The organism is Pseudomonas taetrolens (genome assembly GCF_900475285.1).
Taxonomy (GTDB): Bacteria; Pseudomonadota; Gammaproteobacteria; order Pseudomonadales; family Pseudomonadaceae; genus Aquipseudomonas; species Aquipseudomonas taetrolens.
Window position 1 is genome coordinate 3,895,484 of the sequence record NZ_LS483370.1, and the last position, 18,245, is coordinate 3,913,728.

At 57.9% G+C, this 18,245-nt stretch carries 21 protein-coding genes and 1 pseudogene; 16 read left to right on the forward strand and 6 right to left on the reverse strand.

Features of this window, described 5'->3' with window-relative positions; translation table 11 throughout:
- Window positions 1-102: 102 nt before the first annotated feature.
- Window positions 103-1,140 carry a rod shape-determining protein MreB gene (gene mreB, locus DQN55_RS18080; RefSeq protein WP_002555108.1) on the reverse strand — a complete coding sequence of 346 codons (1,038 nt, stop codon included), beginning with the start codon at window positions 1,138-1,140 and terminating at the stop codon, window positions 103-105.
- A gap of 210 nt (window positions 1,141-1,350) precedes the next feature.
- On the opposite strand from mreB, the gene gatC reads away from it, so the two are divergent.
- The 5 genes from gatC to DQN55_RS18105 all read left to right on the forward strand — a co-directional run bounded on the left by gatC (window position 1,351) and on the right by DQN55_RS18105 (window position 6,098).
- On the forward strand, window positions 1,351-1,638 hold the full coding sequence (gatC, locus tag DQN55_RS18085) for an Asp-tRNA(Asn)/Glu-tRNA(Gln) amidotransferase subunit GatC (protein ID WP_048378548.1): 288 nt from the start codon (window positions 1,351-1,353) through the stop codon (window positions 1,636-1,638).
- A gap of 15 nt (window positions 1,639-1,653) precedes the next feature.
- Window positions 1,654-3,105: an Asp-tRNA(Asn)/Glu-tRNA(Gln) amidotransferase subunit GatA gene (gene gatA / locus DQN55_RS18090; protein WP_048378547.1), complete on the forward strand. Its 1,452-nt coding sequence runs from the start codon at window positions 1,654-1,656 to the stop codon at window positions 3,103-3,105.
- Between the two features lie 10 nt (window positions 3,106-3,115).
- Entirely contained in the window at window positions 3,116-4,561 is a 1,446-nt protein-coding gene (gene gatB, locus DQN55_RS18095; protein ID WP_048378546.1) for an Asp-tRNA(Asn)/Glu-tRNA(Gln) amidotransferase subunit GatB, read from the forward strand.
- Between the two features lie 74 nt (window positions 4,562-4,635).
- Window positions 4,636-5,007, forward strand: a complete 372-nt coding sequence (locus DQN55_RS18100) for a septal ring lytic transglycosylase RlpA family protein (protein ID WP_048378545.1) — start codon at window positions 4,636-4,638, stop codon at window positions 5,005-5,007.
- A 50-nt stretch (window positions 5,008-5,057) separates the two neighbouring features.
- Window positions 5,058-6,098 (forward strand): calcium/sodium antiporter, encoded by a 1,041-nt coding sequence (locus tag DQN55_RS18105; RefSeq protein ID WP_048379542.1) that lies wholly within the window; start codon window positions 5,058-5,060, stop codon window positions 6,096-6,098.
- A 61-nt stretch (window positions 6,099-6,159) separates the two neighbouring features.
- On the opposite strand, the gene DQN55_RS18110 is transcribed toward DQN55_RS18105, so the two are convergent.
- Window positions 6,160-7,101: an AEC family transporter gene (locus DQN55_RS18110; protein ID WP_048378544.1), complete on the reverse strand. Its 942-nt coding sequence runs from the start codon at window positions 7,099-7,101 to the stop codon at window positions 6,160-6,162.
- A gap of 90 nt (window positions 7,102-7,191) precedes the next feature.
- Complete coding sequence (locus DQN55_RS18115) at window positions 7,192-7,749, reverse strand: hypoxanthine-guanine phosphoribosyltransferase (RefSeq protein ID WP_048378543.1); 558 nt, start codon at window positions 7,747-7,749, stop codon at window positions 7,192-7,194.
- Between the two features lie 164 nt (window positions 7,750-7,913).
- On the opposite strand from DQN55_RS18115, the gene upp reads away from it, so the two are divergent.
- Window positions 7,914-8,552 (forward strand): uracil phosphoribosyltransferase, encoded by a 639-nt coding sequence (upp, locus tag DQN55_RS18120; protein ID WP_048378542.1) that lies wholly within the window; start codon window positions 7,914-7,916, stop codon window positions 8,550-8,552.
- 1 nt (window position 8,553) lies between these two features.
- On the forward strand, window positions 8,554-9,828 hold the full coding sequence (locus DQN55_RS18125; protein ID WP_048378541.1) for a uracil-xanthine permease family protein: 1,275 nt from the start codon (window positions 8,554-8,556) through the stop codon (window positions 9,826-9,828).
- A 131-nt stretch (window positions 9,829-9,959) separates the two neighbouring features.
- On the opposite strand, the gene hemH is transcribed toward DQN55_RS18125, so the two are convergent.
- Together hemH and DQN55_RS18135 are read right to left on the reverse strand one after the other, a co-directional pair.
- Complete coding sequence (gene hemH, locus DQN55_RS18130) at window positions 9,960-10,985, reverse strand: ferrochelatase (RefSeq protein ID WP_048378540.1); 1,026 nt, start codon at window positions 10,983-10,985, stop codon at window positions 9,960-9,962.
- 13 nt (window positions 10,986-10,998) lie between these two features.
- Window positions 10,999-11,901: a TIGR01777 family oxidoreductase gene (locus DQN55_RS18135; protein ID WP_048378539.1), complete on the reverse strand. Its 903-nt coding sequence runs from the start codon at window positions 11,899-11,901 to the stop codon at window positions 10,999-11,001.
- Between the two features lie 194 nt (window positions 11,902-12,095).
- Between DQN55_RS18135 and DQN55_RS18140 the strand changes: the two genes are divergently transcribed.
- From DQN55_RS18140 to DQN55_RS18175, 9 genes and pseudogenes are all read left to right on the forward strand, one after another.
- Window positions 12,096-13,082 carry an NAD(P)/FAD-dependent oxidoreductase gene (locus DQN55_RS18140; protein WP_048378538.1) on the forward strand — a complete coding sequence of 329 codons (987 nt, stop codon included), beginning with the start codon at window positions 12,096-12,098 and terminating at the stop codon, window positions 13,080-13,082.
- Window positions 13,079-13,294 carry a TIGR02450 family Trp-rich protein gene (locus tag DQN55_RS18145; protein ID WP_048378537.1) on the forward strand — a complete coding sequence of 72 codons (216 nt, stop codon included), beginning with the start codon at window positions 13,079-13,081 and terminating at the stop codon, window positions 13,292-13,294. The genes DQN55_RS18140 and DQN55_RS18145 overlap by 4 nt, the downstream gene beginning before the upstream one ends.
- A 113-nt stretch (window positions 13,295-13,407) precedes the next feature.
- On the forward strand, window positions 13,408-14,376 hold the full coding sequence (locus DQN55_RS18150; RefSeq protein WP_048378536.1) for a DUF523 and DUF1722 domain-containing protein: 969 nt from the start codon (window positions 13,408-13,410) through the stop codon (window positions 14,374-14,376).
- 2 nt (window positions 14,377-14,378) lie between these two features.
- The gene (locus DQN55_RS18155) at window positions 14,379-15,314 is read left to right on the forward strand and encodes a MerR family transcriptional regulator (RefSeq protein ID WP_048378535.1); all 936 of its coding nucleotides are present in this window, start codon (window positions 14,379-14,381) and stop codon (window positions 15,312-15,314) included.
- Window positions 15,315-15,341: 27 nt separating this feature from the next.
- On the forward strand, window positions 15,342-16,787 hold the full coding sequence (phrB, locus tag DQN55_RS18160; RefSeq protein ID WP_048378534.1) for a deoxyribodipyrimidine photo-lyase: 1,446 nt from the start codon (window positions 15,342-15,344) through the stop codon (window positions 16,785-16,787).
- Entirely contained in the window at window positions 16,780-16,908 is a 129-nt protein-coding gene (locus tag DQN55_RS22560; protein ID WP_268876090.1) for a hypothetical protein, read from the forward strand. Before phrB ends, DQN55_RS22560 begins: the two co-directional genes overlap by 8 nt.
- Window positions 16,875-17,030: pseudogene (locus DQN55_RS18165) on the forward strand (class I SAM-dependent methyltransferase); the annotation flags it as partial. The gene DQN55_RS22560 and the pseudogene DQN55_RS18165, both read left to right, overlap by 34 nt.
- Before the next feature lie 76 nt (window positions 17,031-17,106).
- Window positions 17,107-17,280, forward strand: coding sequence for a hypothetical protein (locus DQN55_RS18170; protein WP_082150723.1), 174 nt, complete (start codon window positions 17,107-17,109; stop codon window positions 17,278-17,280).
- 28 nt (window positions 17,281-17,308) lie between these two features.
- Window positions 17,309-17,614 carry a YkgJ family cysteine cluster protein gene (locus DQN55_RS18175; protein ID WP_048378533.1) on the forward strand — a complete coding sequence of 102 codons (306 nt, stop codon included), beginning with the start codon at window positions 17,309-17,311 and terminating at the stop codon, window positions 17,612-17,614.
- A gap of 49 nt (window positions 17,615-17,663) precedes the next feature.
- Here the strand turns inward: DQN55_RS18175 and DQN55_RS18180 are convergent, their stop codons facing one another.
- Window positions 17,664-18,182 carry an acyloxyacyl hydrolase gene (locus DQN55_RS18180; protein ID WP_048378532.1) on the reverse strand — a complete coding sequence of 173 codons (519 nt, stop codon included), beginning with the start codon at window positions 18,180-18,182 and terminating at the stop codon, window positions 17,664-17,666.
- Between the last annotated feature and the right edge of the window lie 63 nt (window positions 18,183-18,245).

Sequence of the window (18,245 nt, forward strand, 5' to 3'; positions counted from 1 at the left end):
TTCAGGCGGCCTGGATGAAGATTGACAGAAGATAAACGCCAAAAGGCAGCACTGCAAAGTGCTACCTTTTGGTGATAACCATAGGAAGTGCACCAAGCGATCTTATTCGCTGGAAAGCAGGTCCATCGTATGTTTATCCATCATTTCCAGCGCACGACCACCGCCACGCGCCACGCAGGTCAGCGGGTCTTCGGCAACGATCACCGGCAAGCCGGTTTCCTGGGCCAGCAGCTTGTCGAGGTCACGCAGCAAGGCGCCACCACCGGTCAGGACCAGACCACGCTCGGCGATGTCCGACGCCAACTCTGGCGGAGACTGCTCCAGTGCGCTTTTCACTGCCTGAACGATGGTTGCCAGCGACTCTTGCAGAGCTTCCAGCACTTCATTGGAGTTCAGGGTGAACGCTCGAGGAACGCCTTCGGCAAGGTTACGGCCGCGGACGTCGACTTCACGTACTTCGCCGCCCGGGTAAGCAGTACCGATTTCCTGCTTGATGCGCTCGGCCGTCGACTCACCGATCAGGCTGCCGTAGTTGCGGCGTACATAGGTGATGATCGCTTCGTCGAAGCGGTCGCCGCCAACCCGTACGGACTCGGCGTAAACCACACCATTCAGGGAGATCAGCGCGATTTCAGTGGTACCGCCACCGATATCGACAACCATCGAGCCCCGTGCTTCCTCGACCGGCAAGCCGGCACCGATGGCTGCAGCCATCGGCTCTTCGATCAGGAACACTTCACGGGCACCAGCACCGAGGGCCGACTCACGAATGGCGCGGCGCTCTACCTGGGTCGATTTGCAAGGTACGCATATCAGCACCCGAGGGCTTGGCTGCAGAAAGCTGTTTTCGTGCACTTTGTTAATAAAGTACTGAAGCATTTTTTCGCAAACGCTGAAGTCGGCGATCACACCGTCCTTCATCGGACGAATGGCTGCAATGTTGCCCGGTGTACGGCCCAGCATGCGCTTTGCCTCGGTGCCAACGGCAACGACACTTTTCTGGTTACCGTGCGTCCGAATAGCCACAACCGAAGGCTCATTCAGGACAATACCGCGCTCACGCACGTAAATAAGGGTGTTGGCAGTGCCCAGGTCGATGGAAAGATCGCTGGAAAACATGCCACGCAGTTTCTTGAACATGGGAAAGGGACCCTAGGCAACGCGTGGGTAAAAAAGTGCGGCAAACTCTAACAACGACAGGGATTTTGGGCAAGGCGCCAATATGTTAAATTAGCAGCTTTTCAGAGCACCAACCCCCACAATCGCGGCCATATGACCGTAGAAATGCGGTAGTGTTCCGACAATCTAACACACGGATAGCATCCGTCCTGTTTTCCACTGGAGAATCCCATGGCGCTTGAACGCTCCGACGTGGAAAAAATCGCTCATTTAGCCCGCCTGGGTCTCAATGATGCTGATCTTCCGCGCACTACCGAAGCCCTTAATAGCATTCTGGGGCTGATTGACCAAATGCAGGCCGTCGACACCTCCGGCATCGAACCTCTGGCCCACCCTCTGGAGGCCAGCCAGCGCCTGCGCGCAGACGTCGTGACTGAAAGCAATCATCGCGAGGCTTATCAGTCCATCGCTCCAGCGGTCGAGAACGGCCTCTATCTGGTTCCGAAAGTCATCGAGTAAAGGGAAAGAGCCTGCATGCATCAATTGACTCTGGCCGAGATCGCTCGCGGACTCGCCGAAAAAAAGTTTTCCTCCGAAGAGCTGACCAAGGCCTTGCTGGCGCGTATCGCCCGGCTTGATCCTCAGATCAACAGCTTCATCACCCTTACCGAAGACCTCGCCCTCGAGCAGGCCAAGGCCGCCGACGCACGTCGCGCCAATGGTGAAAGCGGCGCCCTGCTGGGCGCGCCGATCGGTCACAAGGACCTGTTCTGCACGCTGGGCGTGCGCACCAGCTGCGGCTCGAAGATGCTCGACAACTTCAAGGCCCCATACGACGCCACCGTGGTCTCCAAACTGGCGGCTGCAGGCGCGGTAAGCCTGGGCAAGACCAACATGGACGAGTTCGCCATGGGCTCGGCCAACGAGTCGAGTTACTACGGTGCGGTCAAAAACCCGTGGAACCTAGAGCACGTACCGGGCGGTTCATCCGGCGGTTCGGCTGCAGCCGTTGCTGCCCGCCTGCTGCCTGCGGCAACCGGCACCGATACTGGCGGCTCGATCCGCCAACCGGCCGCGCTGACCAACCTTACCGGTCTCAAGCCGACGTACGGTCGTGTTTCGCGCTGGGGCATGATTGCCTACGCCTCCAGTCTCGATCAGGGCGGCCCGTTGGCACGCACCGCCGAAGACTGCGCCATCCTGCTGCAAGGCATGGCCGGCTTCGATCCTCAAGACTCCACCAGCATTGACGAACCCGTGCCGGACTACAGCGCCAACCTCAATGGTTCGCTGCAAGGCCTGCGCATTGGCGTGCCAAAGGAGTACTTCAGCGAAGGTCTCGACCCGCGTATCGCCGAGCTGATTCACAACAGCATCAAAGAGCTCGAAAAGCTCGGTGCCGTGATCAAGCCCATCAGTCTGCCGAATATGCAGCACGCGATTCCCGCGTACTACGTGATCGCACCAGCCGAGGCCTCTTCCAACCTGTCGCGTTTTGACGGTGTACGCTTCGGTCATCGCTGCGATGACCCGAAAGACCTCACCGACCTGTACAAGCGCTCGCGCGCCGAAGGCTTTGGCCCGGAAGTACAGCGCCGGATCCTGGTCGGTGCCTATGCCCTCTCGGCAGGCTACTACGATGCTTACTACCTGCAGGCGCAAAAAATCCGTCGCCTGATCAAAAACGACTTCATGACTGCCTTTAATGAAGTCGACATCATCCTCGGCCCAACCACGCCTAACCCGGCTTGGAAACTCGGCGCTAAAAACAGCGACCCGGTTTCTGCGTATCTGGAAGACGTGTACACCATTACCGCCAACCTCGCGGGCCTGCCAGGCCTGTCGATGCCTGCCGGTTTTGTCGATGGCTTGCCGGTGGGCGTGCAGTTGCTTGCGCCGTACTTCCAGGAAGGTCGCTTGCTCAACGTCGCGCATCAATACCAGCTCAATACCGACTGGCATTTGCGCTCACCTGCCGGCTTCTGAGGAGAAACACATGCAATGGGAAGTTGTGATCGGGCTGGAAATTCACTCCCAGCTCGCCACCCAATCAAAGATTTTCTCGGGCAGCGCCACCACATTCGGCTCTGAACCGAACACCCAGGCCAGCCTGGTTGACCTGGGCATGCCTGGCGTTCTGCCGGTGCTCAATGAAGAAGCCGTGCGCATGGCCGTCATGTTCGGTCTGGCCGTTGACGCTGAAATCGTCCAGCACAACGTGTTCGCCCGCAAGAACTACTTCTACCCGGACCTGCCTAAGGGCTACCAGATCAGCCAGATGGAACTGCCGATCGTCGGCAAGGGCCACCTGGACATCACGCTTGAAGACGGCACCGTCAAACGTGTCGGCATCACCCGTGCGCACCTGGAAGAAGACGCCGGCAAAAGTCTGCACGAAGACTTCAGCGGTGCCACAGGTATCGACTTGAACCGTGCTGGTACTCCGCTGCTCGAAATCGTGTCCGAGCCCGACATGCGCAGCGCCAAGGAGGCGGTAGCCTACGTCAAGGCAATGCACGCGCTGGTGCGCTATCTGGGCATCTGTGACGGCAACATGGCCGAAGGCTCGCTGCGTTGCGACTGCAACGTGTCGATCCGCCCGGTCGGCCAGGCCGAGTTCGGTACCCGCTGCGAGATCAAGAACGTCAACTCGTTCCGCTTCATCGAGAAGGCGATCAACAGTGAAGTACAGCGTCAGATCGAACTGATCGAAGACGGCGGCAAGGTCATTCAGCAGACCCGCCTGTATGACCCGAACAAAGACGAAACACGCGCCATGCGCAGCAAGGAAGAAGCGAACGACTACCGCTACTTCCCTGATCCGGACCTGCTGCCAGTGGTGATCGAAGACTCGTTCATCAATGACGTGCGCGCCACCCTGCCGGAACTGCCACCGCAAAAGCGCGAGCGCTTCCAGTCGCAGTTCGGCCTGTCCGCCTATGACGCCAGCGTGCTGGCCTCGAGCCGTGAGCAAGCGGATTATTTCGAAAAAGTGGTCAGCATCAGCGGCGACGCCAAACTGGCCGCCAACTGGGTCATGGTTGAACTGGGCAGCCTGCTCAACAAACAAGGCCTGGATATCGACCAGTCGCCGGTCAGCGCCGAACTGCTGGGCGGCATGCTGCTGCGCATCAAGGACAACACCATCTCCGGCAAAATTGCCAAGGTCGTGTTTGAAGCCATGGCCAATGGCGAAGGCAGCGCAGACGCCGTCATCGAAACCCGCGGCCTCAAGCAAGTGACCGACAGCGGCGCCATCGAAAAGGTGCTGGATGAAGTGCTGGCTGCCAACGCTGAGCAAGTCGAGCAATACCGCGCAGCAGACGAAGCCAAGCGCGGCAAGATGTTCGGCTTCTTTGTCGGCCAGGCGATGAAAGCATCCAAAGGCAAAGCGAACCCGCAACAAGTCAACGAGCTGCTGAAAAGCAAGCTCGAAGGCTAAACGCAACACGTGTAGCCGCTGCCCGGGGCAGCGGTTACAGGGTTTCAACTTACACGCAACTAAAGGACTCCCCCATGAAGCGGCTACTCGGCGTGTGCGCCCTGCTCAGCTTGCTCACCGGCTGTGCCAGTCATGACGTAGACCCTCGCGGCTATGACAAAACCGGCACTGCCTCTTATTACGGCGCTCGTCACCATGGCAAACGTACTGCCAGCGGCGAACCTTTCAACCAGAATGCACTCACCGCTGCTCACCCACGTCTGCCGTTCGGTACCCGGCTACTGGTGACCAATCTCAGCAACAAAAAATCCGTTGTGGTCCGCGTTAATGACCGCGGCCCCTACACCCGCGGCCGAATTATTGATGTTTCGCGCAAGGCCGCCCAGCAGTTGAGTATGCTGCGCAGTGGTACAGCCAAAGTCCGGGTTCAGGGCTTGAGTGACTAATCGAGGGAGTTGCCGACATCTTGGGCTTAAGCACGCTATCACCCTGGAACCTGCTGCAACTGCTTTGCGGCCTGGCGCTGCTGATTGCCGGCGCAGGACTGCTGGTGCGATGCGCCGTGCACATGGCCGCCAGGATGAATGTTCGCCCGCTATTGATCGGTTTGACGATCGTCGCCCTGGGCAGCAGCGCGCCACAAGTCACGGTCAGCCTGCAGGCAGCACTCAATGACACCCCTGACATTGCCGTCGGCAGTGTCATCGGCAGCAATATCTTCAATGTGCTGGTCATACTCGGGCTTTCGGCGCTGATCATTCCCCTGCGCGTGTCCCGCCAACTGGTGCGCCTGGACATCCCCCTGATGATCATCGCCAGCGGACTGGTCTTTGCCCTGGCACTGAACAAGCAGCTCGACCGCCTGGATGGCCTCGTCTTGCTGGGCGGGCTGCTGGTCTACCTCGGCCTGTTGCTGCGCCAGTCACGACACAGCGGGCATCATCACGCCAACCACGACCTGCGCCATGCCACGTGGCAGCGCAACGTCCTGCTGATGCTTTGCGCATTGGTGATGCTGGGCCTTGCCGGGCACCTGCTGCTGGATGCCGCTCTGGACATAGCGTCTGACCTCGGGCTGTCAGAGCGCATCATCGGCCTGACCATCGTTGCCGTCAGCACCTCGCTCCCGCCACTGGCAACCTCCCTGATCGCCGCCTTTCGCGGCCAGCGCGAAATTGCCGTCGGCAACGTGATCGGCACTAACGTCTTCAACCTGCTGGGCGTGCTCGGGCTGACCGCCCTGGTGTCTCCAGCCCCCTTGTCCGTATCACCCAATGCCCTGGTCTTTGACTTGCCGGTGATGCTGGGCGTAGCCGTACTGTGTCTGCCGGTGTTCTACAGCGACTATCGCGTGACCCGCGCCGAAGGCCTGATGTTTTTGGGCCTGTACCTGGCCTACGGACTGCACGTGATGTCCTTCACAACCGGCATGCCTTTGGCTGGCAAGCTCGAACACTGGATGCTGTTTTTTATCCTGCCAGCGCTGCTGGCTTTCCTGCTGTTCAGCACCTTGCGTGCATGGCGACGACAGCACTGAGCCCACTGATCGAAGCTGTAACTGATGCCTTTGCGTGCCTCAGGCATGACAGCACGCAACGCTAAATCCAGCCGCCCCACTGCAGCACAAAAATCCCGATATTGGTGGTAATCGCCGCCATCAAAGTGGTAATCACGATGATCGCTGCGGCCAACTCATGGTTGCCGTTGGCGGCTCTGGCCATCACAAAACTGGCAGCTGCCGTGGGGCTGGCGAAGTACAGGAACAGCACCCCCAACTCCGCTCCGCGAAAGCCGTACAGCCAAGCACCGAGCGTCATCAGCAGCGGCAGACTGACCATTTTCACCAGACTGGCACTCACGGCCATCTTGCCGCTTTTGCGCAAAGCGACCAGTGACAACGTACCGCCTATGCAAATCAGCGCCAGCGGCAAGGTCATCGCCGCCAGGTATTGGCCGGAAGCCAGTAACCACGCGGGCAGACCGATCTTGAATGCCGCACAGGGCGCAGCTACCAGCACACTGATGATCAACGGGTTTTTAAAGACGCTTTTGCAGATGCTCCACGGGTCAGACTTGATCACCGGGCTGTAAACCGCGAGCACAATGGTCGACAAGGTGTTGTAGAGCAAGATCACGAGGCCCGCGAGCACCGCCCCCAGCGAAATCCCGTAGTCGCCATACATGCTGGCCGCCAGGGCCAGGCCGATGACCCCATTGTTGCCGCGAAAGGCGCCCTGGACATAGATACCGCGGTCTTCCCGCGGGCAGCGCCACATCGCCCAACCCCAGGCCAGTACAAAGCTCAGCAGCGTCGCGAGGGTGAAATAACCCAGCACGTCGGGTTGCAGAGCCGCCCTGAGATCGGCGTGGTAAATACCCAGAAACAGCAGCGCCGGCATGGTGACGTTGAACACCAGGGACGAAGCCGTATGGATAAAGCTGTCATTGATCCAGCCCACGCGTTTCAGCAGCACACCCAGAAACAGCATGGCAAATACGGGGGCAGTGATCGTGAGCGTCTGAAGGAAAATAGCCAGCATGTCAGCTCACTCGAAGTGGGTCGTCAGACGGCTGCTCTGAAACCGGAGGCCGAACTGAAGCCCTCTTTAAAGAAGGCTTCGACTCATTGTTTACATGCCTTTGACGGCATAAATACCTGCAGCATTGCGCCAGTAGCCCTTGTAGTCCATGCCATAACCGAAGATGTAGCGGTCAATACATGGCAGGCCGGCATAGTCGGCTTTCAGACCAGGACGCGCCTTGCGGTCGTGATCCTTGTCGATCAACACCGCAGTGTGTACCTGACGGGCACCGGCGTGCTTGCAGAACTCAACGATCGCGCTAAGGGTATGACCTTCATCGAGGATGTCATCAATGATCAGTACGTGACGATCAATAAACGAGACTTCGGGCTTGGCCTTCCAGAACAAGTCGCCACCGGTGGTTTCATTACGATAGCGCGTGGCGTGCAAGTATGAGGCTTCTAGCGGAAATTTCAGATGCGTGAGTAGCTTGCCGGAAAAAATCAGGCCGCCATTCATCACACAAAATACCACTGGATTGGTCTCGGCCATTTCCGCCGTGATTTGCGCGCCTACGCGGGCAATGGCCGCCTCGACTTCAGCTTCGGTGTACAGGCAGTCAGCCTCTCGCATGATTTGACGGATATGCTCGAGATCAGCAGACATGACGCTCTCCAGGGGGGGTTGCTCAAGAAAAGCGGGCAAAGGTACGCACCCGCATGGCTCAGATCAAGCATTTATGGACTAACGTGCAGTAATGCCTGTAGGACATCCCCCCGGATTAGATTAATCTAGGCCGTTTTTTTTGCATGCCCCCGGAGTCTTTCCCTATGCCCACTCTTGAGATCCGCCATCCGCTGATCCGCCATAAACTCGGCCTGATGCGCCGTGCCGACATTAGCACGAAGAACTTCCGTGAGCTCGCTCAAGAAGTCGGCGCGCTGCTGACCTACGAAGCCACTAAAGACCTGACCCTCGAAACCTACGAAATTGAAGGCTGGAGCGGCACTGTAAAGGTTGAAAAAATCGCCGGTAAAAAAATTACCGTTGTCCCTATCCTGCGCGCCGGTATCGGCATGCTTGAAGGTGTTCTGAGCTTGATCCCCGGCGCCAAAGTCAGCGCGGTGGGCGTTGCCCGCAACGAAGAAACACTGCAGGCGCACACCTACCTGGAAAAACTGGTTCCGGAAATCGACGAGCGTCTGGCGATGATCATCGACCCGATGCTGGCGACCGGTTCCTCCATGGTTGCAACCATTGACCTGCTGAAAAAAGCCGGCTGCAAAGAAATTCGCGCCATGGTGCTGGTTGCCGCTCCTGAAGGGATTGCCGCGGTTGAAGCCGCGCACCCGGATGTGACCATCTATACCGCTTCCATCGATGAACGCCTGGACGAACACGGCTACATCATTCCGGGCCTGGGCGATGCCGGCGACAAGATCTTCGGCACCAAACAAAAGGACGCATAACATGCAGGACGAGTTCAACGACCCGCTCTGGCGCCAGATCATCTCTGGCGCGCAGATGCTATTCGTGGCCTTCGGCGCGTTGGTTTTGATGCCTTTGATTACTGGCCTCGATCCCAACGTTGCGCTGTTCACAGCGGGTCTCGGGACTCTGTTGTTCCAGATCGTAACCCGGCGCCAGGTGCCGGTCTTTCTGGCTTCGAGTTTTGCCTTTATCACGCCGATCATTCTCGCCAAGGGCCAATTCGGCCTGGCTGCGACCATGGGCGGCGTGATGGCTGCCGGCTTCGTGTATACCTTCCTCGGCTTTGCCGTGAAGCTTAAAGGCACAGGGTTTATCGATCGCTTGTTACCCCCTGTGGTGATTGGGCCGGTGATTATTTCAATCGGCCTGGCGATGGCTCCCATTGCAGCGCACATGGCCATGGGACGAGCCGAGGATGGCAGCGAACTGATCCACTACCAGACCGCCATGATGATCTCGATGCCAGCTCTGCTGACCACCCTGATCGTGGCCGTGTTCGGCAAAGGTATTTTCCGCCTGGTGCCAATCATTGCCGGTGTGTTGGTGGGCTTTGGCATGGCGTTCTACTTCGGCGTGGTCGACACGGCCAAGATCGCCGCGGCACCCTGGTTTGCCCTCCCGCACTTCACTGCACCCGAGTTCAACTGGCAGGCGATTCTGTTTATCGTCCCCGTAGCCCTGGCTCCGGCCATTGAACATATCGGTGGCGTGATTGCCGTGGGCAGCGTGACCGGTCGTGATTACCTGAAAAAACCAGGCCTGCATCGCACCCTGTTCGGTGACGGGATCGCAACCACCGCAGCCGGCCTGCTCGGCGGACCGCCCAACACCACCTATGCCGAAGTGACCGGCGCGGTGATGTTGACCAAGAACTACAACCCGAAAATCATGACCTGGGCAGCGATATTCGCCATCAGCCTGGCCTTTGTCGGTAAGTTCGGTGCGCTGTTGCAGAGTATTCCGGTGCCGGTAATGGGCGGGATCCTGTGCCTGCTGTTCGGTTCGATTGCGGCGGTGGGGATGAATACCCTGATCCGTCATCAAATCGACCTGAGCGAAGCACGCAACCTGGTGATCGTTTCAGTAACGCTGGTCTTCGGGATTGGCGGTGTGCTGATCGGTACCGGTATGGGCCCGGAAGACTTCGGTCTCAAAGGCATCGCACTGTGCGCCATCGTGGCTATCGCGCTGAACCTGATCTTGCCGGGCAATGACAGCTGGAAGAAAAAGAAAGGCGACACGCCGGTTATCTAAACCGGCCTGCCGCCTCTTGTGTAGCCGCTTTCGCAGGCTGCGATAGGGCCGAAGGCCTTCAGTGATCGAAAAATCCTGCGACTCCTTCGGAGTCGATCGCAGCCTGCGACAGCAACTACTGTTGTTCGTCTTTACAGCGCCAAAGGCGCCCGCTCACACAACGTGTTCAACGCTGCAGCCCATTGCGGGTGGTCGTTGAGACACGGCACCAACACCAACTCCTCTCCCCCCGCCTTACGGAACTGTTCGCGTCCGCGATCACCAATCTCCTCCAGGGTTTCGATGCAATCGGCGACAAAGGCCGGGCACATCACCATGATCTTTTTCACGCCTTGTTTTGCCAGCTCATCAAGGCGCGCTTCGGTGTAGGGTTCAATCCACTTGGCCCGTCCCAATCGAGACTGAAACGCCACCGACCACTTACCGTCAGGCAACCTCATGCGCTCGGCAAATGCCTGGGCAGTGCGCAGACATTGCGCCCGATAACAGGTAGCCAGTACCGCCGGCGAAGCCTTCTGGCAGCAATCAGCGTTTTTGAAGCAATGATTACCTGTCGGGTCCAGCTTGTGTAAATGCCGCTCGGGCAGGCCATGAAAACTCAGCAGCAAGTGATCATAATCTTGCTCAAGATGGGGCTGAGCGCTCGCCACCAGCGCATCAATGTATTCAGGCTGATCGTAGAACGGCTGCACAATCGAGAACTGAATCGACAGTTTGTGGGCTTTGACCACCCGCTTGGCCTCTTCAATCACCGTGGTCACAGTACTGTCGGCAAATTGCGGATAAAGCGGCGCCAGCGTCACTTTTTCAATCCCCTGAGCCGCCAGGCGCACCAGCACGGTTTCGATCGACGGCTCGCCATAGCGCATCGCCAGTTCCACCGGCCCCTTGGTCCACTCCCGGGTCATGGCTTGCTGCAGGCGGCGGCTGAGTACCACCAGCGGCGAGCCTTCATCCCACCAGATCGAGGCGTACGCGTGAGCCGACTGTTCAGGACGCTTGATCAAAATCAACGACACCAACAAGCGTCGTACTGGCCACGGCAGGTCGATGACATACGGATCCATCAAAAACTGATTCAGGTAGCTGCGTACATCCGCTACCGAAGTTGACGCCGGCGAACCCAGGTTAACCAGCAACAGCGCGTGGTCGGTCATGCAACATCCTATTTCAGAGGCGAGCGGCTACATCATTGAGCGCCGCACGCAAATCGGTGAACTGAAAAGTGAAACCGGCTTCCAGCAATTTTGCTGGCGTCGCCCGCTGACCACCCAGCAGCAACAGTGACAACTCGCCCAGACCTACACGCAAGGCGAAGGCCGGCATCGGGATAAATGCCGGCCGATGCAACACGCTCCCCAGGGTTTTGGCAAATTCTGCATTACGTACCGGGTGCGGCGAACAAGCATTATAAGGACCACTGGCAGCATTCTCATGCAGAAGAAAATCAATCAGGGCGATTTGATCCTTGATGTGAACCCACGACATCCATTGCCGGCCATTGCCGATAGGCCCGCCCAGCGCCATCTTGAAAGGCAGCAGCAGGCGCGACAAAAAGCCCCCCTCAGCCGCCAGCACCAGCCCGGTGCGCACCAAGACCACTCGAATGCCTAACGCTTCTGCACGCTGTGCGGTTTCTTCCCAGGCAATACACAAATGGCTGGCGAAGTCCTCGCTGACCGGAGGTGACTCTTCAGTCAACTCGCGCTCCCCTCCATCGCCATACCAGCCCACTGCTGAACCGGAAATCAACACTGACGGTTTTTGCTCACGACTGTCGAGCCAGGCCACCAGGGTTTCCGTGAGCGTAATCCGACTGCTCCACAGCAACGCCTTGCGTTTGCGCGTCCAGGGCCGGTTAGCAATCGGCGCACCGGCCAGGTTGACCACTGCATCAAGCGGTTCCTGCCCAAGCTCTTCAAGAGTGGCTATACCTCTTACACCCACGCCGCATAATTCGCTCACTTGGGCAGGGCGTCGGCTCCACACGCTGAGACGATGGCCTTGAGCCAGCCAGTGATGACAAAGTTGGCGGCCTATCAGGCCCGTACCGCCGGTCAGCAATATGTGCATGAGTCGATCCTCGTAGGGAGTTTTATCAGAAGCACTGGTCTATTTTTAGAGAAAGCCATCGTTCAGCGACCCGTCGTGTCTCTTAAAGAATAGGTCAGGCTGATTCACAAGGCGCATTAAAACTTATACTAATAAATTAAATTGTACAGGTTTTGCCGACGGCGCAGGCTGTGCAAACAGGGATTGAGGCCATTATGACTTTACCTATCGCGATTATCGGGTCCGGCATCGCCGGGCTGTCAGCCGCAAATGCGTTGCACAAGGCGGGGCATGCCGTACATATATTCGACAAAAGCCGTGGCAGCGGCGGACGCATGTCGAGCAAACGCAGCGATGCTGGAATACTGGACCTGGGGGCCCAGTACTTCACCGCGCGTGACCGGCGCTTTGTGGATGAAGTTCAACAATGGCAACGCAATGGCTGGGTCGTCGAATGGGAACCCCACCTGTACAACTACAAGGACGGGCAACTGACACCCTCGCCTGACGAACAAACCCGCTGGGTCGGCAGCCCGGGCATGAGTACGATCACTCGCGGCCTGCTAGGCCATCTGACGGTAAGCTTTTCCTGCAGGATTACTGACCTGATACACGGTGAACAGCATTGGTACTTGCTGGATGCCGAAGGCGGCGAACACGGCCCTTTCAGCCACGTCATCATCGCCACCCCGGCCCCTCAGGCCACCGCGCTGCTCGCCAGCGCCCCTAAACTGGCAAGTACGGCAGCGGGCGTGACCATGGAGCCAACCTGGGCGGTAGCCCTGGCCTTTGAGTCAGCGCTCGATACCCCTATGGAAGGCTGCTTTGTACAGGGCAGCCCACTGGACTGGCTGGCCCGCAACTGCAGCAAGCCTGGACGGGATAACCAGCCCGACACGTGGGTTTTGCATGCTACCAGTGCCTGGAGCAAGCAGAACCTGGACCTGAGCAAGGAAGCCGTGATTGAGCAACTGCATGGTGCGTTTGCCGAACTGATGCACTTCCCCACCCCCGCGCCCGTGTTTAGCCTCGCACATCGCTGGCTCTACGCCCGGCCGGCTGCCGCCCATGAGTGGGGGGTGCTGGCCGATGCCGACCTGGGCTTGTATGCATGTGGCGACTGGTGCCTGTCGGGACGTGTCGAAGGTGCCTGGCTCAGCGGCTACGAGGCCGCACGGCGACTCATTGAGCATCAGGAATGAACCGCATCAATCCACGCAAACTGCTGCTGTCGAAATGGACAGCAGCTCAGCCCGAGCACCGTGAAAAACACTTTCTGGTCACTGAGCTGTTCTGCGATGACGCCGGTACGGTTCTCGACATCGAATTACAAGCGGTGCTCACCCAGGGAAGCCAGCGCTTGCCCTGGCAGAAGCTTCAAGAGCCGACGATCTGGATAATGGGCTGGAAATAACCCTCCTCCAAATACCTGTACAAGATATTTGACTTGTACAACTCAAAGCCTATGATGAACCAAGACTGTACATCACAAAAAAGATGTACAAGTAATTCTTGGAGGTTTGTCTTATGGCCTGCACCGCACCTGCCCAGCCAAAACCGAAAATTGCCATCAGCGCTTGTTTGCTGGGCGCTGAAGTTCGCTTCAACGGCGGGCACAAGGAATCACGCCTGTGCAGCGAAGCCCTCAGTGAACATTTCGATTTTGTGCCGCTATGCCCAGAAGTCGCCATCGGCCTTGGTATTCCCCGCCAGCCCATTCGCCTGATTGGCGCCCCTGCGGCGCCTCAAGCGGTAGGCAGTGTCGACAGCACGCTGAACGTGACTCAGCCCTTGCACGATTACGGCGTGGAAATGGCGGCCGCCCATATGGATATTTCTGGCTACATCTTCATGCAGAAATCTCCCTCTTGCGGCCTGGCACGGGTCAAGGTGTATCAAGACGGCGGGCGCCCTGCCGAATTGAGCGGGCGGGGGATTTTCGCGCAAGCCTTCTGCGACGCTCACCCCGATTTGCCCGTGGAAGAAGACGGCCGTCTGAACGATCCGGTTTTACGCGAAAACTTCATGACCCGCGTTTATGCCTACAGCGCCTGGCAGGCGCTACTCCAACAGGGCATTACCCGACGTTCACTGACCGAATTTCACGCTCGCTATAAATATCAACTGATGGCCAACCACCCCGAGCAGTACCGTACGCTCGGTACCCTATTGGGCAGTCTCGGTAAACAGGACCCTCTGACCATCGCACCGCAGTACTTCAGCGAATTGATGGCCGCACTGAAGAAATGCGCCACCCGGCGTACTCACACCAACGTGCTTCAGCACCTGAGCGGGCACCTCAAACAATCCATCAGCCCTGAAGACAAACAGGAAATGCAGCGACTGATCAATCAGTACCTGCACGGCATCGTGCCGTTGGTAGTGCCGCTGACGTTGCTTAAGCATCACTTCCGCCTGCACCCGGATGCCTACATCTCGCGACAGGTTTACCTGCAACCGCACCCCGAAAACCTCAGCCTGCGAAATGCGATCTGACCATGAACGATGACCTGATCATGTCCAACAGCCCGGACAGCGACTACAGCCATGTATTAGTTGAAGGCTGGCTGCCGATCCGCGAAGTGGCCCGTATCACCGGGGTTAACTCCGTGACCTTACGCGCCTGGGAGCGCCGTTACGGCTTGATCGTGCCGCATCGCACGAGCAAAGGTCACCGGCTTTTTTCGTTTGAACATATTCAACGTATTCAACAAATTCTGCTGTGGATGAACCGAGGGGTGTCCGTTAGCCAAATCAAGCCCCTGTTAGATACGCCTCTTCCGAAAGACGAAACGCTCGACAGCGACTGGCAGGTATGGCGCCAGGCGATGAACCAGGCAATCAGTGAACTGGCCGAACGCAAACTGGACGACAGTTTCAACCAGGTCATGTCGCTCTACCCCGCCCGCCCGTTGTGCGAGCAATTGTTGATCCCGCTGCTGAGTGAACTGGAGCAGCGCTGGCAAGGCCACTTCGGCGCGCAAGTGGAGCGGGTGTTTTTCAACTCCTGGTTGCGCAGCAAGTTGGGGGCCCGCATTTATCACAACAACCGCTCGCTTAAGGGTGAGCCGGTGTTGCTGATCAACCACTCGGATCTGCCATTCGAACCGCAAGTGTGGCTAACCGCCTTGTTGATCAGCAGCAGCCATTGCCCGGTCGAGGTTTTCGACGCGCCGTTGCCCGCCGGCGAATTGGGGTGGGCTGTCGAGCGTCTGGAATCTCGCGCAGTGGTGCTCTATTCCAGCAAGGCGCTGAACACCCAGCAATTACCAAAACTGTTAAGCGGGGTTGATTGCCCCATCGTGATCACCGGGCCGGCGGTCCGCATCCATTTCGACGTGTTGTCCGTCAGCACGATAAAAATCGCGGGGTTGTGCCTGGCCAACGATCCGATTGAGGCCCATCAGCGCCTCAATCGGCTTGGACTTCTCTAGTACTCACAGGTTTCCAAGGAATAGGCCATGCAACTTCTCTGGCTGCGCAGCGATTTACGCCAACACGACAATACTGCCTTGAGTGCCGCCGCCGAGCGGGGGCCTGTGATCGCCGTGTTCCTGATAAGCCCTCAACAATGGTTGAGCCACGACGACGCCCCCTGCAAGGTCGACTTTTGGCTACGTAACCTGCGTACCCTCAGCGACAGCCTGAAACAGCTCAACATCCCGCTGCTGATTCGGACCGCGCCGACCTGGGAACAGGCACCCTCTGTGCTCAGTGAGCTGTGCCAGCAGTTCGACATTCATGCGGTACACGCCAACCAGGAATACGGCATCAACGAAACCCGTCGCGATGACGCTGTGGCCCAGACACTTGAAGCTCAAGGAATTGAGTTTCACCGCTATCTGGATCAACTGCTGTTTCAACCGGGCAGCATCCTGACGCAATCGGGTTCGTACTTTCAGGTATTCAGCCAATTCCGCAGGATTTGCTACAACCGCTTGCACATGGCGATGCCAGCGTTAGTGACCGCGCCTGCTGGGCAAACGCCCTTGCCGATTGAGCACGATTTCATTCCAGAATCAGTTGAAGGCTTTGCTACACCGAGCGACACATTGCAGGCGCTCTGGCCTGCGGGAGAGGATGAAGCCCAACGCCGTCTGGCAACATTTACCGACGAGCAAATTCATTATTACCAGGACGAACGGGACTTACCCGCCAAGCCCGGCACCAGCCAACTCTCTACCTACCTGGCAGCCGGAGTCATTTCACCGCGCCAATGCCTGCATGCTGCACTGCGCAGTAATAACGGCGAATTTGAAAGCGGCAGCCCGGGTGTTTTCACCTGGATATCAGAACTGTTATGGCGCGAGTTCTACAAACATATTTTGGTGGGTTACCCACGGGTGTCACGCCATCGCGCGTTTCGCCCTGAAACCGAATATTTGCCGTGGCGCGATGCACCCAACGAGTTGGCCGCGTGGAAACAAGGTCGCACCGGATTCCCGATTATCGACGCAGCCATACGCCAGCTCTTGGCCACCGGCTGGATGCACAACCGACTACGCATGGTCGTGGCCATGTTTCTCACCAAAAACCTGCTGATCGACTGGCGCGAAGGTGAGCGCTTTTTTATGCAGCACTTGATCGACGGCGACCTGGCTGCCAACAACGGCGGCTGGCAGTGGAGCTCATCCACTGGCACCGACTCAGTGCCGTACTTCAGGATTTTCAATCCGTTAACTCAGTCCACACGCTTCGACCCTGAAGGGCTATTTATCAAACACTGGCTGCCCGAGCTGTCGGACTTGAATAAAAAAGAAGTCCACAACCCGGCCCTGGTTGGCGGCCTGTTTGGCGGGGTGGATTACCCGGCCCCGATGGTCAACCTGAGCCAAAGCCGGGACCGCGCCCTGAGTGCGTTCAAACACCTGCCTTCACGTCAAATGTTAGAGGTCGGCCATGGCTGATTCACGCAGAATCTGGCTGACAGGTGCCAGCAGCGGAATTGGCATGCGCATCGCACAAAACTGGGGCGCGCAGGACACGGTGATTCTGAATGCCGGCACCTGCTCAAGCCGCAGGGATTGATGCTGCTGCAAGCCATCATCATTCGTGGCCAACGTTACGAGCGAGCCAGAAGCAGCGAGGATTTTATCCAGCGCTACATATTCCCCAGCGGCGCGCTGCCCAGCGTGCGAAAAATGCTCGAAACCGGCGGCAATGCCACAGCCGTTGCTGGGTCGTTTTAATGCTTAAAAACCTGGCCAGCTCGGCTGGCTTGCCTGTGTGCTGGGCGGCAATAGCCTATGGCTACTGTTAGCCAGCGCTGCGTTATTGGCCCATCTACTGCGGATAAACCGAACGCGAGCAGAGGTGCATCTTGTCATTGCGGTGTGCATGTTGGGCACTGCTGTGGCAGCGGCTACTACGCCTGGCGTTCATCAGCGCATTCACACCTGAGACCGGCTCTGCCTTACACTGCGCGCCTATGACCAACATCCCCCTGACTGAAATTACCGAGCCCGCCGTCACCTGTTCGACATGTGCCGCCTGCTGCTGCCAATTGGAAGTGATGCTGATCACCGACACCGGTGTGCCCGAGCGCTTTATCGACAACGACGACTGGGGCGGCGAGGTCATGCTACGGCTGGATGATGGCTGGTGTGCGGCACTGGATCGCAACACCATGATGTGCACCATCTATGAAAATCGCCCCCTGATTTGCCGCGAATTCGAAATGGGCGACGTCGAATGCCTCAATGAACGCAAAGGCATAACAACCGCCTATCGTTGATTGCCGCGGCCGCTATTGCGACCACGGCTACAGGCCTGAAGCCTGCTGATTACAACGGCATGGTGTAATGCAGGGCGTAGCTTTCGATCCCGTCGTTGGTGCCGGAAATGCCCGCGTTGGAGTAGTGAGTCGCACGAATACCGATTTCATGCCCACCTGCGAAGCGCAGCCCCAGACCGATCCGGTCTTCAAACTGGAAAGCCGTCCCCAGCTTGCTGTCTTCGACTGTGGTGCTGGAGAACAACGCTACACCGATCCCGGCTTCCACATAGGGCTTAACCTTTTCTCCGGCAAACTCGTAAACAAAAACCGGGGAAAACGAAAGGCTATTGCTGCTCGACGCCGTGTCGCCATCCCAATAGGTGTAAGCCCCGTCCCAATATCCAGTCAGGCGGCCTACATCACTTTGTAGCCAGCTTTTATCCCAGTTGGATTTCAAACCGAGACGGTAGGTCATGCTCGATTCGCTGGTGTGCCCGACGCCAAACTCAATACCAGCCGCTTGTGCCGTGAAGCTGTACCCCAGAACAGCCGCTGCAAGCACAGTCAAGCCTAAAAAATGCTTCATAAGAACATCCTGTTTTCGTATGCATAGGTCGTTTGTTGTCTGCCTCAACAGGCAAGCGTTATG

Excerpts from the sequence above, each read along its gene's own strand:
- DQN55_RS18175 (WP_048378533.1), top strand. The coding sequence starts at position 17,309 with ATGACCAACATCCCCCTGACTGAAATTACCGAGCCCGCCGTCACCTGT.
- hemH (WP_048378540.1), bottom strand. The coding sequence starts at position 10,985 with ATGACCGACCACGCGCTGTTGCTGGTTAACCTGGGTTCGCCGGCGTCA.
- phrB (WP_048378534.1), top strand. The coding sequence starts at position 15,342 with ATGCAACTTCTCTGGCTGCGCAGCGATTTACGCCAACACGACAATACT.
- upp (WP_048378542.1), top strand. The coding sequence starts at position 7,914 with ATGCCCACTCTTGAGATCCGCCATCCGCTGATCCGCCATAAACTCGGC.
- DQN55_RS18180 (WP_048378532.1), bottom strand. The coding sequence starts at position 18,182 with ATGAAGCATTTTTTAGGCTTGACTGTGCTTGCAGCGGCTGTTCTGGGG.
- mreB (WP_002555108.1), bottom strand. The coding sequence starts at position 1,140 with ATGTTCAAGAAACTGCGTGGCATGTTTTCCAGCGATCTTTCCATCGAC.
- DQN55_RS18100 (WP_048378545.1), top strand. The coding sequence starts at position 4,636 with ATGAAGCGGCTACTCGGCGTGTGCGCCCTGCTCAGCTTGCTCACCGGC.
- DQN55_RS18125 (WP_048378541.1), top strand. The coding sequence starts at position 8,554 with ATGCAGGACGAGTTCAACGACCCGCTCTGGCGCCAGATCATCTCTGGC.
- DQN55_RS18110 (WP_048378544.1), bottom strand. The coding sequence starts at position 7,101 with ATGCTGGCTATTTTCCTTCAGACGCTCACGATCACTGCCCCCGTATTT.
- DQN55_RS22560 (WP_268876090.1), top strand. The coding sequence starts at position 16,780 with ATGGCTGATTCACGCAGAATCTGGCTGACAGGTGCCAGCAGCGGAATT.
- DQN55_RS18140 (WP_048378538.1), top strand. The coding sequence starts at position 12,096 with ATGACTTTACCTATCGCGATTATCGGGTCCGGCATCGCCGGGCTGTCA.
- DQN55_RS18150 (WP_048378536.1), top strand. The coding sequence starts at position 13,408 with ATGGCCTGCACCGCACCTGCCCAGCCAAAACCGAAAATTGCCATCAGC.
- gatA (WP_048378547.1), top strand. The coding sequence starts at position 1,654 with ATGCATCAATTGACTCTGGCCGAGATCGCTCGCGGACTCGCCGAAAAA.
- gatB (WP_048378546.1), top strand. The coding sequence starts at position 3,116 with ATGCAATGGGAAGTTGTGATCGGGCTGGAAATTCACTCCCAGCTCGCC.
- gatC (WP_048378548.1), top strand. The coding sequence starts at position 1,351 with ATGGCGCTTGAACGCTCCGACGTGGAAAAAATCGCTCATTTAGCCCGC.
- DQN55_RS18145 (WP_048378537.1), top strand. The coding sequence starts at position 13,079 with ATGAACCGCATCAATCCACGCAAACTGCTGCTGTCGAAATGGACAGCA.
- DQN55_RS18135 (WP_048378539.1), bottom strand. The coding sequence starts at position 11,901 with ATGCACATATTGCTGACCGGCGGTACGGGCCTGATAGGCCGCCAACTT.
- DQN55_RS18155 (WP_048378535.1), top strand. The coding sequence starts at position 14,379 with ATGAACGATGACCTGATCATGTCCAACAGCCCGGACAGCGACTACAGC.
- DQN55_RS18115 (WP_048378543.1), bottom strand. The coding sequence starts at position 7,749 with ATGTCTGCTGATCTCGAGCATATCCGTCAAATCATGCGAGAGGCTGAC.